General features: G+C 56.0%; 14 protein-coding genes. 4 read left to right on the top strand and 10 right to left on the bottom strand.

The features are described 5' to 3' along the window. Positions 1 to 121 precede the first annotated feature (121 nt). The 7 genes from INT33_RS02470 to ffh form a co-directional block, all read right to left on the bottom strand. A complete protein-coding gene (locus INT33_RS02470) occupies positions 122 to 913 on the bottom strand; it encodes a thioredoxin fold domain-containing protein (protein ID WP_193090994.1) in 792 nt (263 codons plus the stop codon). Continuing rightward, the gene (gene xerD, locus INT33_RS02465; protein WP_193090993.1) at positions 888 to 1,769 is read right to left on the bottom strand and encodes a site-specific tyrosine recombinase XerD; all 882 of its coding nucleotides are present in this window, start codon (positions 1,767 to 1,769) and stop codon (positions 888 to 890) included. Before xerD ends, INT33_RS02470 begins: the two co-directional genes overlap by 26 nt. Positions 1,770 to 1,905: 136 nt before the next feature. Further along, positions 1,906 to 2,262, bottom strand: coding sequence for a 50S ribosomal protein L19 (gene rplS / locus INT33_RS02460; RefSeq protein ID WP_192538728.1), 357 nt, complete (start codon positions 2,260 to 2,262; stop codon positions 1,906 to 1,908). A gap of 191 nt (positions 2,263 to 2,453) precedes the next feature. Further along, positions 2,454 to 3,215: a tRNA (guanosine(37)-N1)-methyltransferase TrmD gene (trmD, locus tag INT33_RS02455; RefSeq protein WP_192538752.1), complete on the bottom strand. Its 762-nt coding sequence runs from the start codon at positions 3,213 to 3,215 to the stop codon at positions 2,454 to 2,456. 62 nt (positions 3,216 to 3,277) lie between these two features. Then, entirely contained in the window at positions 3,278 to 3,823 is a 546-nt protein-coding gene (gene rimM / locus INT33_RS02450) for a ribosome maturation factor RimM (RefSeq protein WP_018918319.1), read from the bottom strand. Between the two features lie 45 nt (positions 3,824 to 3,868). Then, a complete protein-coding gene (rpsP, locus tag INT33_RS02445) occupies positions 3,869 to 4,117 on the bottom strand; it encodes a 30S ribosomal protein S16 (RefSeq protein WP_009724081.1) in 249 nt (82 codons plus the stop codon). Between the two features lie 297 nt (positions 4,118 to 4,414). After that, positions 4,415 to 5,842 (bottom strand): signal recognition particle protein, encoded by a 1,428-nt coding sequence (ffh, locus tag INT33_RS02440; protein WP_193090992.1) that lies wholly within the window; start codon positions 5,840 to 5,842, stop codon positions 4,415 to 4,417. A gap of 211 nt (positions 5,843 to 6,053) precedes the next feature. Between ffh and INT33_RS02435 the strand changes: the two genes are divergently transcribed. Together INT33_RS02435 and INT33_RS02430 are read left to right on the top strand one after the other, a co-directional pair. Beyond that, positions 6,054 to 6,851, top strand: a complete 798-nt coding sequence (locus INT33_RS02435; RefSeq protein WP_018918327.1) for a cytochrome C assembly family protein — start codon at positions 6,054 to 6,056, stop codon at positions 6,849 to 6,851. An 87-nt stretch (positions 6,852 to 6,938) separates the two neighbouring features. Continuing rightward, positions 6,939 to 8,219 (top strand): HlyC/CorC family transporter, encoded by a 1,281-nt coding sequence (locus tag INT33_RS02430; protein ID WP_192538730.1) that lies wholly within the window; start codon positions 6,939 to 6,941, stop codon positions 8,217 to 8,219. Between the two features lie 92 nt (positions 8,220 to 8,311). On the opposite strand, the gene INT33_RS02425 is transcribed toward INT33_RS02430, so the two are convergent. Both INT33_RS02425 and INT33_RS02420 read right to left on the bottom strand, forming a co-directional pair. Next, positions 8,312 to 8,962, bottom strand: coding sequence for a 1-acyl-sn-glycerol-3-phosphate acyltransferase (locus INT33_RS02425; protein WP_193090991.1), 651 nt, complete (start codon positions 8,960 to 8,962; stop codon positions 8,312 to 8,314). A gap of 8 nt (positions 8,963 to 8,970) precedes the next feature. Beyond that, positions 8,971 to 9,585 carry a TetR/AcrR family transcriptional regulator gene (locus INT33_RS02420; protein ID WP_193090990.1) on the bottom strand — a complete coding sequence of 205 codons (615 nt, stop codon included), beginning with the start codon at positions 9,583 to 9,585 and terminating at the stop codon, positions 8,971 to 8,973. A gap of 189 nt (positions 9,586 to 9,774) precedes the next feature. Between INT33_RS02420 and INT33_RS02415 the strand changes: the two genes are divergently transcribed. Together INT33_RS02415 and INT33_RS02410 are read left to right on the top strand one after the other, a co-directional pair. Beyond that, positions 9,775 to 10,461, top strand: coding sequence for an SOS response-associated peptidase (locus tag INT33_RS02415; RefSeq protein WP_192538733.1), 687 nt, complete (start codon positions 9,775 to 9,777; stop codon positions 10,459 to 10,461). Continuing rightward, positions 10,461 to 13,313 carry an insulinase family protein gene (locus INT33_RS02410; protein ID WP_193090989.1) on the top strand — a complete coding sequence of 951 codons (2,853 nt, stop codon included), beginning with the start codon at positions 10,461 to 10,463 and terminating at the stop codon, positions 13,311 to 13,313. The genes INT33_RS02415 and INT33_RS02410 overlap by 1 nt, the downstream gene beginning before the upstream one ends. 14 nt (positions 13,314 to 13,327) lie before the next feature. Here INT33_RS02410 and sbcB read toward each other — a convergent pair whose 3' ends face one another. Then, on the bottom strand, positions 13,328 to 14,821 hold the full coding sequence (gene sbcB, locus INT33_RS02405) for an exodeoxyribonuclease I (protein WP_193090988.1): 1,494 nt from the start codon (positions 14,819 to 14,821) through the stop codon (positions 13,328 to 13,330). Between the last annotated feature and the right edge of the window lie 119 nt (positions 14,822 to 14,940).

The following is a 14,940-nucleotide window of genomic DNA, read 5'->3' as shown; positions in this document are numbered from 1 at the left end:
GGCGCATAAAGCGCCCGGTCTTAAATCAGTGTCTCAGCGTCATCGTGATATAAACGACGATTCTATTTAGATAAAACTTACTTGGATAGAACTTACCTGGATAGAACTTACTTAAATAGGCTTACGCGTCGCCTAAGCCTAACATGGCAGCAAGCCTTTCTGGCGGTACAAAACCAGGTACCAGCTGACCGTTAGGCAGAATAATCGCTGGCGTGCCCTGAATACCAAGCGACATGCCTAACTCATACTGCTCGGCGACCGGATTATCACAGTCAGACGGGCCAGTTAGCTCTTGGCGCTGCTGAGCACGGGTCATGGCTTCGCTTGAATTACTTGAACACCAAGCCTGCTGTAGCGAGGTCGCCGCTGCGCTACCCATTCCCGCACGCGGGAAGGCCATATAGTGTACCGCAATACCGCGCTCATTAAGCTCAGGCACAGTTTCGTGCAGGCGCTCGCAATACGGGCAGGTCGGGTCAGTAAACACCACGACGGTTGCTTTGGGCTCGTCCACACCGCGATACACGATACGCTCGGACTCAGGCACAGATGCCAAGGCAGCTACGCGATCCTGATTTTTGGCCTGCTCGGTTAAATTGACCAGACCCGTTTCTGCATTTTCGAATAGATCGCCGACTAAAAAGTGGCTGCCCTCGGCGTTGGAATAAAACGATTCACCGCTTTCCAGAAGCACATGGTAAATGCCTTCTATCGGGGTTGCGGTTACCTGCTCAACCGGCATCTGCTGGCCGTTAACGCTGAGTGATTCGCGCAAGTAGTCGGTGGCAGCATCAGCGTGGGCAGCGATAGGTAAAACACTTGCCATGGCGAGTGTGAATAATGCAGAGCGTAAAGAGGGAGTAACCGTACGTTGGCGCATTCTTTCTTCAACCTCGCGGATGATGTTCAGCATGAAGATTTTCCAAGCGAGCCTGGGCAACATGCGTATAAATTTGAGTCGTGGATAAATCGCTGTGGCCTAACAGCAGCTGTACGACCCGTAAATTGGCCCCATGATTCAATAAATGTGTCGCAAAAGCATGGCGCAATGTGTGTGGCGACAGCGGACGAGTAATTCCGGCTGTGATCGAATGGGCCTTTATGCGATGCCAAAAGGTCTGCCGGGTCATGGCTTTATCGCCTCGCCCCGGAAACAGCGCAGACTTTGTCGGGTCACTCATTAGCGCAGGCCTGGCCGTTTTCATATAGTGCGCAAGCCAGTCGATGGCCTCTTCGCCCATAGGCACCAGGCGATCCTTATCCCCTTTACCGCGCACACGCACTACGCCCTGGCGCAGGTTCACCGCGTCTCCGGTTAACGACACAAGCTCCGATACACGCAATCCGCAGGCATATAGCAATTCCAACATGGTTCGATCACGCACGCCAAGCGGGGTTTCGATATCTGGCGCCATCAGCAGGCGCTCGACCTCCGCCTCTTCCAGCGTATTGGGCAACCCGGGAAGAACGCGTGGTAATTTCACTTCAGCCAGCGGGTCGCTCGCCACATGGCCGTGCAGGCGCGCCCAGCGATAAAAACTTCTAAGACTCGATAACAGCCGGGCGTTACTGCGCAGCTGATAACCCTGCTCCCGGCGGGCGTCGAGCCATACAGGAAGCTGCTGGAGGCCGGGGGATAATATATCGTCGCCTTGCGCCACCAGATAATTCTGCCACGCGGTTAAGTCGCGCCGATAAGCGGCTAACGTATGATCGCTGGCACCTTGCTCTAACCAGAGGGCATCCAAAAAGGCATCAATGACGCTCATACGTTAACGGCCCCTGAGTGATACGGGTACATAAACAAAACCCCGTCCCGCAAAGCGGTGACGGGGTCCTGGTATCTGGGCACAACGAATGCTCAAGACGTACGTCAAGAACAGGGCACGCCCGAGAAAGCGGCGTTTACGCCAGCTTTTCTTTGATACGTGCTGACTTACCGCTACGCTCACGCAGGTAGTACAGCTTGGCTTGACGCACGTCACCACGACGCTTGACTTCAAGAGAGTCAACCAGCGGGCTGTAGGTCTGGAAGGTACGCTCAACGCCAACACCGTGAGAAATTTTACGTACGGTGAAAGCGGAGTTCAGGCCACGGTTACGCTTAGCGATAACCACACCTTCAAACGCCTGCAGACGCTCGCGGGTGCCTTCCTTTACTTTTACCTGAACGACAATGGTGTCGCCCGGTGCAAAAGAAGGAAGCTCTTTGCCCATCTGCTCGTTTTCGATCGCCTGGATCACCTTGTTCTTGCTGCTCATCTTCATGCTCCTAAATAACGGAATGATTTGCCACGCAGTTGTGGAAGGGGCAAATCGTGATCCCGGCGCTCGAAACGAGCTTCGCGGGAGTCGTTATGGGTGACGCAGGTACGTAGGCTTGCAGTCAATAGATAAACGACGCGCCCTTGCCGTCCTGCACCGCCGCTCTGCACTATGTAGTTGAAAATAACCTACCTGGCGGACAGAGCGTGTTCCTCGATAAACTCGTTCAGCAACTTATGCTGCTCGGCATTAAGCTCGCGCCCCTTTAATAAATCGGGACGACGCTGCCATGTGCGGCCTAAAGACTGCTTTAAGCGCCAGCGCTTGATGGCTGCATGATTACCGCTTAGCAGCACATCCGGCACGGTCTTCCCGTCGATGATTTCTGGACGGGTATAGTGCGGGCAGTCTAGCAGACCGTCATTAAACGAGTCTTCGACAGCGGAATCCTGATGCCCCAAAACACCGGGAATCAGCCTTGCCGCTGCGTCAATCAGCACCATGGCGGGCAGCTCACCGCCGCTCAACACATAGTCGCCAATCGACCATTCTTCATCAATGTCACTTTCTACCACACGCTCATCAATGCCTTCATAGCGCCCTGCTACCACCACGAGGGGGCCTGCAGCGGCTAACGCCTGAGCACCTTTTTGATCCAGCTTGCGCCCCTGGGGCGAAAGATAAATCACGGTAGGCTCCAGGCCAGTGGCTTGATGTGCCCGCTCGCGGGCATCGTGAATAGCGCCACGGAGTGTATCGACTTTCATCAACATACCCGGGCCACCGCCATAAGGACGGTCATCCACACTGCGATGGCGATCGGTGGCGTAATCCCGCGGATTCCAGAACTCCAGGGCAATACGTTGCTTCTCAATCGCTCGACCTACTACGCCCTGCTGGGTGAGTGCATCGAACATTTCGGGAAACAACGACACCACACCGATCCACATTGCGGGCGTATCCAGGTTACTGCCAGAGCCTGGTGCTTGCGCATCACAGGTCATGTCACTGCTCAAAAGTCAGCATCCCAGTTAACGACCATACGGTCATCTTCCAGGCTGATTTCGACAATCACATCATCAGGCAGAAACGGTATCAACCGCTCGCGTTTGTCGATCGCGTCGTCATCGCCGCGAACCACCATGACATCGTTGGCGCCGGTTTCAAACAGATAGCTTATCCGTCCCAACCGCTCGCCGGCTTGAGTGAAAACAGCCAGGCCTTCAAGCTCATGCCAGTAATACTCATCGGCGGAAAGCTCAGGCAGTGCATCTTTAGGCAGCAAGATATCCGTCTGCGCCAGTGCTTCAGCGGCATTGCGGTCATCTACGCCCTTAAGCTGCACAACAAGGCCTTTACCTTGCCGACGTCCCTGAACAATGGCCATTCGCGTCAGGGTTTCCCCTTTACGCACCCACCATTCGGGGTAATCCAAAATGCTGTCCATGGGGCTGGTGTATGAATACACCTTGAGCCAGCCTTGCACCCCGTGAGGGCTGGTCAGCTTGCCTAACACCACATGCGTGTCGTCAGTATGGCTTGTTTCAAAACGCGTCATCGACGACCTCAACGTACAGCAGTCCAGATTCTACCGTGAACAGACTTATGCCTGTTTACGCGCTTCTTTAACCAGCTCAGCAACACGACCAGACAGCTGGGCGCCTTGGCTCTGCCAGTGAGTAACACGCTCTAGATCAACGCGCAGACGCTCTTCCTGACCACGGGCAACCGGGTTGAAGAAGCCAATACGCTCGATGAAACGGCCGTCACGGGCGTTACGCGAGTCGGTAACAGTCAGGTGGTAAAAGGGACGCTTCTTGGCGCCACCACGTGCCAAACGAATGGTAACCATACGATAACTATCCTTCGGTTGAGGTTACGAGAGTGGAAAATAGCGCAAACCGCCACCAGAACACTCATCATACTGTTTTCTTGATACGCCGCTCACTCAAAGATAAGTGCCTGCTTTGTATCATTTTAAGGCCTTCACGACCGGATATGACGGCAATGCTTGCGCATATTTTGCCAACACCCACGCATGAAGAGGCCGCATTCTACGCAAATGCGCCCGGATTGGAAAGCCTGACAGCCAGAAAACTCACAGGCCGTCAACCTTACCAACATCGCCGCAGCGCCTAAACTAATGTGCTTAGCGCCAGGGTAGGCCACCGGGACCACCCATACCGCCGCCACCCATACCGCCCATTCCACCCGGGCCGCCGGGACCACCACCGCCGCCCATCATGCCAGACATGCCGCGCATCATCTTCTGCATTCCGCCTTTCTTGCCCGCTTTCTTCATCATCTTCTGCATCTGCTTATGTTGCTTGAGCAGACGGTTCAGATCCGGCACCTGCAGGCCAGCACCCGCCGCGATCCGGCGCTTGCGCGAGCCATTGATCAGATCCGGCGTGCGGCGCTCTTTGGGGGTCATGGAGTTGATCAGCGCTTCAAGCTTACCCAGCTCCTTTTCAGGACCGGGGCCTTGGGCCATTTCCGCCATTTGCCCCATGCCGGGCAGCTTGCCCAGAAGACCACCCATGCCGCCCATCTTTTTGAGCTGCTGGAGCTGGTCACGGAAGTCTTCCAGATCAAAGCCATCGCCTTTTTTGACCTTGCTGGCAAGCTTGGCGGCTTTGTCTTTATCGACCGTGCGCTCGGCTTCCTCGATCAGCGACAGCATGTCGCCCATACCGAGGATGCGTGATGCAACACGATCCGGGTGGAAAGGCTCCAGGGCGTCGACTTTCTCGCCCACCCCCATAAACTTGATGGGTTTGCCGGTAATATGGCGCACGGACAGCGCCGCACCACCACGCGCATCACCGTCGGCCTTGGTGAGAATCACCCCGGTTAGTGGCAACGCATCGTGGAACGCTTTTGCGGTATTAACCGCATCCTGGCCGGTCATCGCATCGACGACAAACAGCGTCTCTTGCGGTGAGATCGCCTTATGCAGCGCCTGGATCTCCGCCATCATGGCTTCATCAATCGCCAAACGACCAGCGGTATCCACCAGCACCACATCGTGGAACTGGATTTTGGCGTGCTTGATCGCCGCTTCGGCAATATCAACCGGCTTCTGGTCAGAGCGTGACGGGAAGAAGTCGACTTCAACCTCTTTGGCCAGCGTCTCCAACTGATCAATGGCCGCCGGACGATAGACGTCGGCCGAGACTACAAGAACCTTTTTCTTCTCGCGCTCGCGTAGGTAGCGGGCCAGTTTGGCAACCGAGGTAGTTTTACCCGCCCCCTGCAAACCGGCCATCAGCACGACCGCCGGGGAGCCTTTCAGGGTCAGGCCTTCATTGGCCTCGCCCATAATAGCTTCCAGCTCCTGCTGGACGATTTTGACGAACTGCTGGCCCGGTGACAGGCTTTTGGACACTTCCTGGCCAACCGCCCGCTCGCGCACACGCTCGATAAAGGCTTTGACGACCGGCAGCGCCACGTCAGCTTCGAGCAGCGCTTTGCGTACTTCGCGCAGGGTGTCTTTAATATTGTCGTCGGTCAGGCGTGCCTGACCTTTGATCGACTTCAACGTCTGGGAAAGACGCTCACTGAGATTCTGGAACATGGGGCCTCTCTGCCTCCGTCGCTGTCGCCGGGCACCTACGGCCCTAGACTGATGTACATGGATTATACGCGCTCATGCCCTGAGTCTCCATGGCTGTCAGCGCCGACTAACGATGGCTGTGCGATACGGTTTCGATTGGTTATAGTAGTCAGTACACTTTAGTTCGACTGTTTTTCACTGCAACGCGCGAAACGCGCGCACGGATAGCATCATGCAGGCGCTGCCTCTCGCCACGATCGCTTTTGTATTTTATGTCGCCGCTGCTATCTGGCAGGGCATGACTCTTTTTCGCCGCGTACCGCCCCGCCAGGGTATGGTGCGCCTTCTCGGTGCCTTGGGGCTACTGCTGCACATTCCGGTGGTCGTGCAGCTTGTGAATCAGGCGCCCGGTTTACTGCCGGGGTTCACCACCAGCGCGACGCTATTTATGGCCGTCGCGGTTAACGTGCTGCTGATAGCCAGCCTTTTCAAGCCGGTCCTTAACGTCAGCATTGTTTTATTTCCGCTCGCCGGTGTCGCGCTGATTACCGCTACTTGGCTCCCCAGCCACGGCAGCCATGCAGGCCTCACACCGGGCATTCTGCTACATGCTATTAGCTCGGCACTGGCCTTTGCCATGCTGGCCATTGCGGCAGTGCAGGCGATACTCGTAGGCCTGCAGAATCAGGCGCTGCGCCATCATCATATTCGCGGTATCGTGCAGTCACTTCCGCCATTAACCACCATGGAGCGCGTGCTGTTTGAGCTGGTGTGGGCAGGTATTTTGCTGCTTACCCTCTCCATCATTAGCGGCTTTATCTTTTTAGATAATATTTTTGCCCAGCACTTATTACATAAAACCGTATTATCGTTGGGGGCGTGGATAATCTTTACCACACTACTTATTGGCCGCTATCGTTTTGGCTGGCGAGGCATGCGTGCGGTACGCTGGACGCTGGGTGGCTGCACGCTATTGGTACTGGCCTACTTTGGCAGCAAGTTTGTACTTGAAATACTGCTTAATCGCTAGGCAGACTTAGGCGGCCATGGTTGTCTTGACACACCATCCCCTACCTTCTACAAATCGAGCCTAATACGTCATAAAGGAACTTTCGACTTGAGCGACGACTTCCCTCTGGGGTTACTGTTCGGCCTACTAGGCTTACTGATAGTACTGTCTGCCTTCTTCTCCAGCTCTGAAACCGGCATGATGTCGATCAACCGCTACCGCCTGAGCCATCAGGCCAACAGCGGTGACCGGCGCGCCAAACGGGTCATGCGCCTGCTTACCCGGCCCGACCGCCTCATCGGCGTCATTCTGATTGGTAATAACTTCGTCAATAACCTGGCGGCGTCCATTGCCACTATTATTGCCATCCATTTCTTCGGCGACGTCTCGGGCCCGGCGATTTCTACCGCGCTTTTAACCATTACCATTTTGATTTTTGCCGAAGTCACGCCCAAGACCTACGCGGCGATCAAACCTGAACGCATTGCCTACCCAACCTCAATGGCGCTAGAGCCGCTGCTAAAGCTGCTGTATCCTCTGGTGTGGCTGGTCAACATGATCTCCAACGGGTTGCTGCGAATACTCGGCGTGAAAAGCGTGGAGAACGGTGGTGACAGCCTGACTCGCGATGAGCTGCGCACCGTGGTGCATGAAGCGGGCACGCTGATTCCTTACCGTCACCGCGCCATGCTGCTGTCGATTCTGGATCTTGAGAACGTCACGGTAAACGACATCATGGTGCCGCGCCACGAGGTGCTGGGGATCGATTTAGACGACTCGCTGGAAGATATTCTGACTCAGATTCGCACCAGCCAGCATACCCGCCTGCCGGTTTATAAAGGCGATATCAATAACATCATCGGCATGCTGCACTTACGCAATGCCGCGCGGTTTTTATCGCGCAGCGAAGTCACCAAAGCAGCGATCGTGCAAGAAGCCCGCGAACCCTACTTTATTCCCGAATCCACTCCGCTACATACCCAGCTGCTTAACTTCCAAAAGCAGAAACGCCGCATTGGTGTGGTGGTAGACGAGTATGGCGATGTCGAAGGGCTAGTCACCCTTGAAGATATTCTGGAAGAGATTGTGGGCGAGTTCACCACGGATGTATCTGAAGACGAAGAGATTCATCAGCAGGATGATGGCAGTCATGTAATTGAAGGCACGGCCAATATCCGTGAAATCAACAAGATGCTTGGCTGGCACTTGCCAACCGATGGCCCCAAGACGCTAAACGGACTGATATTGGAACACTTGGAGGCGTTTCCAGAAGGCCCTGCCAGCCTACAGATTGGCAATACCCGCATGGAAATCCTGGAGATTCGCGACAATTTGATTACATCGGCCCGCTGCTGGCAAAAAGTTCGCCTGCCCCGGCGTGGCGGATAGCGCTTGGAAAAGAAAAGATACTTCTAGGCAGAAACAGCTCTATAAAGAAGTAGCGCTAGAGAGCGCTCGAAAAGAGCAATTTAAAGAGCCGATTAGCGGTGACCAAGATCTTTATCGGCGGCCGCTTTAAGCACTCTTACTCGCGCTTCCAGATAGCTGCGTAGCGCCACGTCATTGACTTCCTGGGCATTAATCGGTGGGCCGAAATGCAGGCTAACCGGCGCCCGAAAGCGGCTTGGCCACTTCTTAAGCGCTTTACCATTGTAGTGAGATGTCCATGACCCCCAAAGCCCGGCAAGCCCTGCCGGAATCACAGGCACGTTATCGCGCGCCAAAATGGTTTCCAGGCCACGTCGAAAGGTATGAATTTCACCGTCGGGGGTTAACCGCCCTTCCGGAAATACCATGACCACTTCGCCACGATGTAGCGCCCGGCTGATTTCATCCAGCGTACGCCGCAAGGCGCCGGGGCTACGCCGCTCAGATTCAATGGGAATGGCGCCAACCAGCTGAAACCACCACTTGAGCCAAGGCGAATCGAAAATCGGCTGATCCATGACGAACCGAAGCGGCCGAGGGCTGCCGCCGCCCAACACCAAAGCGTCCATAAAGCTTACGTGATTACACACCACGAGCGCGCCACCCTGCCTGGGCAGGTGGTAGCGTCCATGAACATGCAAACGGTAGCACAGGCGCATAGCCAGATAGATCAGGCTACGTAATACCTGGCGAACACCGTTCATCCAACATCTCACGCTGCAGGCCCCCGATGCCGGAGCCCTGCCAGTACGGTGCTTACTAACTGATCAAGTAATTCATCCACTTTGAGCTGCTGCCCTTGCCAATAACCTAGCCGCTCATTTAAGCCTAGCTGTACAAGTCCGTGCACACTACCCCATAGGGTGCGTCCTAAACGGCGCGCCTCTAAATCATCAAGCGTGGGCTGATACTTTTTAAGGGCAGACTCAACCTGAGTAAACAGCGCTTCAATCAAAGCGCCTTGACGCTGATCCAGCTCACCCTCCTGAGCCAAGGGGTAATCAAACAAAAGCTGCCAGCGGTAACAGTCCTGCTCGGCGAAATGCCAGTACGCATGAGCAAGCGAACGCAGCCACGGCTCGGGGGCGTCCTCGGCTAATGACGTAATGGTATGCTGCAATCCTGCCAACGTTTCAACGTTGACGTTCTGCAGTAAGTTGTTAAAGCTGCCATACAGTTTGAGCAGCGTACTGGGTGCGCAGCCAACCTCTCTAGCCAGGGCACGCAGTGACAAACCATGGACTGGCTTTTCAGCCAACCACTCATCACAAACGTTCATGACCTGCGCATGGAGGGCATCGGGCGCATGCTGTCTAGGACGGGCCATGGCGATCTCTTCAGGTCAACGGCAAACAAATAAGAATGCCTCACCGCGCTTTAGCGTGAGCAAGGGGTAATATAGGATACCTTACATCGAACACTGTTTTCGACACTAAAACATTACATTTACTGCATTCTTATGCGTCTTTCGCTCTCCCATGACATGATTGCGTCGATTTGGCTTAAGGAGAAAGGCATGACGGGACGCCTACACGTGCAAAACTTAGCGCTTACGCGTCTTTTGCCCTCGCTTAAGGCGCACTCAGCGCTTGTGGAATCGCCCAATCTGGCGCCGCGCCAGCCGGTTTCGGCTATTCGTTTAGCGCAAGGTGAGTATCAGCTTGAGTCGCTGTTCTGGGGGCTTACGCCGCCGTGGCTGACGGTGCTGGATCACGCTCCCCACTGCGCCAGGGCCGAGACCCTTAGCTCAAAGGCCATGTTTTATGAGGCTTTTCAGGCCAGGCGCTGCGTTATTCCGGTAAGCGGTTTTTATATCTGGAAAGCGCTGCCGCGAAGCAAACAGCCCTATTTGGTCACTCACGTAACCCGTGCGCCCCTGCTGCTGGGGGCATTATGGTGTCGTTATCATACAACGCTTAGCGCGTTTACCGACTCAACCGCGCTGATTAGCGTGCCCGCCAATGCGTGTCTTGCACCATTGAGCGACCGTCTGCCGGTGGTTATTCCGCCTCATGCTCTAGACACATGGCTTGACCCAGACAGCCTTCTCGACACCGTCAAAGAATTATTAATGCCCGCGCCTTTGGAACTGTTGGGCGCTTTTCCGGTATCAAAGCATGTTAATAATCCTGCCTATCAATCTGCGGTCTGCGCCCACCCCATAGGGCCAATGCTGCAGTGGGCCACCGCACAGGAGCCATAATGTTACAGCCGATGAGTATAGTCCCCGAACGCGTGCCCTATCCGCGTATTAGCTTGATTGTGATGCTAGGCGCTTTATGGTTCTCCCCCCACTTACTGGCGGCAAGCGATCATCCGGTCGACGAAGTGGTAACACCCACCACCAGCCCTTTCGATAGCCGCGACTATCGCGTATTGACCCTTGAGAATGGCTTAAACGTTTTGCTGGTAAGCGACCCGGAAGCCGACAAGGCCGCGGCCTCAATGAACGTTCGAGTGGGCAGCGCTCAGGATCCGGACGACCTAATGGGGCTTGCTCACTTTCTTGAGCATATGCTGTTCTTGGGCACTGAGCCCTACCCCGCTTCAGATGCCTATCAGCGGTTTATTTCAGACCATGCGGGCTCTCACAACGCTTTTACCGCCCAGCAGGACACCAACTACTTTTTTGATATCGAGCCGTCAGCCCTGCCGGAAGCACTTGACCGGTTTAGCGAGTTTTTCTTATCGCCGCTGTTTAATGCCGATCACCTGGCGAGCGAGCGCAATATTGTTCACTCGGAATACATGGCGCGTATTCGCGATGAGTCACGCCGTGAAAACGACGTGCTCAATCAGCTATTGAATCCTGACAACGCCACCACCAGCTTTGCCGTAGGCAGCCGCGAAACCCTCGCCAACCCGCCTGAAGGCGAGGCGACGCTGCGCGAGCGGGTGATGGACTTTTACCATCAGCATTACGATGCCAACGTTATGAACCTGGCCGTGGTTGCCCCACAGCCGCTGGATACTCTCGAAGACTGGGTGGCAGAACGCTTTGCCGATATCCCCGACAATGACCTCAGCGTTCCGGCGATTGATGCGCCACTGGTAGATGCGTCCACTCTGCCGCGCTATATCGAGCGTCAATCGCTGCAGGACCGTCGCCAGCTGCGTTTTTACTTTCCGATCCCCGATCCCACCGATGAGTATCGCACCAAACCCACCCAGGTGATTTCACACCTGTTAGGTGATGAGGGCGACGGCAGTCTTTTAGCCGTACTGCGCGATGCAGGCTTGGCCGATGGACTGTCGGCAGGCGTTGGCCGAGGCGATGGCGAGAATGCTTTATTTACCGTATCCATCAGCTTAACGCCTGCAGGGGCTGAGCGGCTGGATGATATTCAAACCACGCTGTTTGCCGCCATTGAGAAGATCCGTACCAAGGGGCTCGCCGACTGGCGCTACGCCGAGCAACGCGACCTTCGCGAGCAGGCCTTTCGTTTTCAGCAGCACGGTGCGCCGCAGCAGGAAGCCACTCGTCTTTCAATGAGCCTGTCCCGCCATCCGGTGGAAGATGTACAGTACGCCGCCTACCGAATGGATGCGCCGGACGCTGAACGCCAAGAGGTGTATCTAGATGCGTTAACGCCTGACAACATGCTGCGCTTTTATTCCGCACCGGACATTGAAAGTGACACCGCGTCGCCTTGGTTCAATACCCAGTGGCGGGAGCAGCAGCCTTCCCAGGCAGGCCAGGTACTGGGTGAACTGACACTCCCTGAGCCGAATCCGTTTATTGCCAGCGACCTGACGCTCCTGGAAGGTCAGGATGAGCGCCCCAGCATACTAATCGATACACCCTCGTTTCACGCGTGGCATATGCAGGATGCCCGGTTCAATACGCCAAGCGTTGAGTGGCGCCTGAGCCTGCAATACCCGGACGCCAGCTACTCACCTGAAGAAGTGGTGCTGACTCAACTGCTGGCCGGGTGGTTAAACGACAGCCTCAATGAGTCACTGTATCCGGCGTGGCTGGCGGGCCAAGCGTTTAGCGCCTATCCGCATGCGCGCGGCATGACGCTTTCGTTCTCAGGCTGGCGTGATGGCCAGACGCCGCTCATTGAGCAAGCCATTGATCAGCTTAAAATGGCCGAAATCAGCGACAGCACCTTTGAGCGCGTACGCTATCAGCTGCAGCGGGAATGGCGCAATGCGCCGCAGTCATCACTTCCAGGCCAGGCCAGCCGCACGCTAGGTGAGGCGCTGCTAGCCCCTCAATGGTCGACTACCGAGCTTCTTGCTGCCAGTCAGCGCCTGGAACGCAGCCATCTGGAAAACTTCCGCAAGCGCTTTTTAGGCGGGCTTTATGCTGACGCCATGGCGGTCGGCAACCTGGATGCAGACCTGGCCCGCGAGCAGGCCGACATAATGCGTAACAAGCTACGCCCGCGCTTAACCCGTGACGATATTCCTAAGCTAACGCCACAGGCTGTCAGCGAGACGCCCAGCGTGCTTCGCCCCCACAGCACGCGTGAAGAGTCGTTGGTGTTGCGCTATTTACAGGCCCGCAACCAAACCGCCAAGGAGCAGGCAGTCACCAGCGTGATTGCGCAATGGCTGGAAACGCCGTTTTATCAGAAGCTGCGTACCGAGGAGCAGCTAGGCTATATCGTCAATGCCGGTTATTCGCCGCTGCTTGAAGCGCCTGGTATTGCGCTGCTCGTTCAATCGCCCGATGTGGACAGCGAAACCGTGGCTGAGCATATGGATACGTTTTTGGATGACGCCAGCCAACAGCTTGAGCAGCTAGACGATGAGACACTCGCCCCTTACCGTCAGGCGGTTCATGACCGGCTCAAACAGCGCGATACCAGCCTGAGCGGTATGGCCAGCCGATACTGGCAGGCCACCGCGCTGGATGAAATCCGCTTTGATCGCCGCGAGGAGCTGGCCAATCTGGCACTTGAGGTAAGCCCAGCCGATATACAGGCCGCATGGCCTGAGCTGCTTACCCACCAGCTGGATGTACGCTTCAACCCAGGCGATACACCCAGCGACGTGACACCCTATCGTGAAGCGTTAACGCCGTTTAGCAAACAAAGCCAGCCGTAAGCCACATGACCCGCTCAGGCATCAAAGGCCTGGGCGGGCATCATCGCCTCGACGAACATTACCAGCTCCTCCAGCACCTGCCGCTCACGGTCGCTGAGCGTTTGCTGGTTATAGCGCTCAATTTCCCGGGCAAACGCTTTAAGCGTAAATCCTGAAATGGCCGGATCGTTGATACGCATCCAGCGAAACGCTTCCCACTGCTCGCGCTCCTCACCTTCCAACGTATCGGGGTAGCTACGCGCCCGATAGCGGAACAGCATTTCTTCCAGGCGCGGGTCCTGAAAGGCAAACCGCTGCCCGACTAAGTCCCAGGGATCCATTTCGCGCACCCGCTCCATCTGCTGACGGTCAGCGGCGGAAAAGAAGCTGCCTGAATAAAGCATTAAATCAGGGTCTTGAACCGGCTCATCAAAACCTGCTTTAAATACATCGGCGACTTTCTGCGCCACGCCCTGGGCGCTGCGTAGGGTTTTCCAGTGCTGGCGACAGGTAACAATATCCAAGCCCAGGCGCTCAACAATCGCGCCGTAAGACCCCTTTTGCGGCCCATCAATATCTTTAAGCACGCTGGCCGGAAAGATAACCGGGCAGCGATTGATATGGATGACTTTCAGCGGAATACGCGCCTCGCCTTCCGACAGATCCTGCTGGCTGACAAAAACGCGCTCGCGGATCTCTTCAGCGCTGAGCGTTAGAAGATCACCAGGGTCAACGCTTAAATCGTAAACGATCATCCCATTGGGGTTGGTGGGATGTTCAGCCAGCGGCATCACCAGGGCACTGCAACCACGGCTGGCCGGGTAGCGGCGTGAGATATGCAGAAGCGGCTTGGCGTTAGGCAGGTCTAGCTGTTGGGCAACCGCGCGCTTGCCACGCAGGCCAAGCAGGTAATCAAACAGCTTGGGATTACGCTCCTTGAGCAGTCGAGCCAGGGCAATAGTGGCCCGCACGTCGGCTACCGCGTCGTGGGCGCCTTCGTGGTCAATACCATTGGCTTTGGTCAAGTGCTCAAGCTTAAAGCTTGGCGCGCCATCTTCGCGCAGGGGCCACTCGATGCCGTCCGGGCGCAGTGCGTAAAACGCCCGCACGACATCAATCAAGTCCCAGCGGGAATTGCCGTTTTGCCACTCGCGAGCGTAAGGATCGATCAGGTTACGATAGAACAGATGGCGGGAGACTTCGTCATCAAAGCGCAGGCTGTTATAGCCCGCGACACAGGTGCCTGGCTCGCTCATATGGCGCTGCACTTCACTGGCGAACTGCGCTTCAGGCAAGCCGTGGCGCTGGGCTTTTTGCGGAGTAATACCGGTAATCAGGCAGGCGGCAGGGTGCGGCAGATAGTCGTCTGCCGGCTTACAGTAAAGCTCGACCGGCTCGCCAATCTCGTTTAAGTCCGCGTCGGTACGCAGCGCAGCAAATTGGGCAGGCCGATCTCGGCGTGGATCGGCCCCGAACGTTTCATAGTCATGCCACAAAAAACTGGCAGGGGCGGCATTGGATGGCGCCATGAACAAGCACTCCGCAGGGCAAAACACCAAGCCTAGCACACCCTTTGCCTATCTCGCCGCTAACCTATTTCGCCAAACCTATCTCACCAAACCTATCTCGCCCTTCGCCCCTATCACGG

Source organism: Halomonas colorata (assembly GCF_014897985.1).
GTDB lineage: Bacteria > Pseudomonadota > Gammaproteobacteria > Pseudomonadales > Halomonadaceae > Vreelandella > Vreelandella colorata.
Note: the sequence above shows the minus strand (reverse complement) of the source record. Positions and strands in the feature narration are given on the sequence as shown.

Bases quoted from the DNA above. Each gene is read 5' to 3' on its own strand.
- INT33_RS02470 (WP_193090994.1), bottom strand. From the start codon at position 913: ATGCTGAACATCATCCGCGAGGTTGAAGAAAGAATGCGCCAACGTACG.
- xerD (WP_193090993.1), bottom strand. From the start codon at position 1,769: ATGAGCGTCATTGATGCCTTTTTGGATGCCCTCTGGTTAGAGCAAGGT.
- rplS (WP_192538728.1), bottom strand. From the start codon at position 2,262: ATGAGCAGCAAGAACAAGGTGATCCAGGCGATCGAAAACGAGCAGATG.
- trmD (WP_192538752.1), bottom strand. From the start codon at position 3,215: ATGTGGATCGGTGTGGTGTCGTTGTTTCCCGAAATGTTCGATGCACTC.
- rimM (WP_018918319.1), bottom strand. From the start codon at position 3,823: ATGACGCGTTTTGAAACAAGCCATACTGACGACACGCATGTGGTGTTA.
- rpsP (WP_009724081.1), bottom strand. From the start codon at position 4,117: ATGGTTACCATTCGTTTGGCACGTGGTGGCGCCAAGAAGCGTCCCTTT.
- ffh (WP_193090992.1), bottom strand. From the start codon at position 5,842: ATGTTCCAGAATCTCAGTGAGCGTCTTTCCCAGACGTTGAAGTCGATC.
- INT33_RS02435 (WP_018918327.1), top strand. From the start codon at position 6,054: ATGCAGGCGCTGCCTCTCGCCACGATCGCTTTTGTATTTTATGTCGCC.
- INT33_RS02425 (WP_193090991.1), bottom strand. From the start codon at position 8,962: ATGAACGGTGTTCGCCAGGTATTACGTAGCCTGATCTATCTGGCTATG.
- INT33_RS02420 (WP_193090990.1), bottom strand. From the start codon at position 9,585: ATGGCCCGTCCTAGACAGCATGCGCCCGATGCCCTCCATGCGCAGGTC.
- INT33_RS02415 (WP_192538733.1), top strand. From the start codon at position 9,775: ATGACGGGACGCCTACACGTGCAAAACTTAGCGCTTACGCGTCTTTTG.
- INT33_RS02410 (WP_193090989.1), top strand. From the start codon at position 10,461: ATGTTACAGCCGATGAGTATAGTCCCCGAACGCGTGCCCTATCCGCGT.
- sbcB (WP_193090988.1), bottom strand. From the start codon at position 14,821: ATGGCGCCATCCAATGCCGCCCCTGCCAGTTTTTTGTGGCATGACTAT.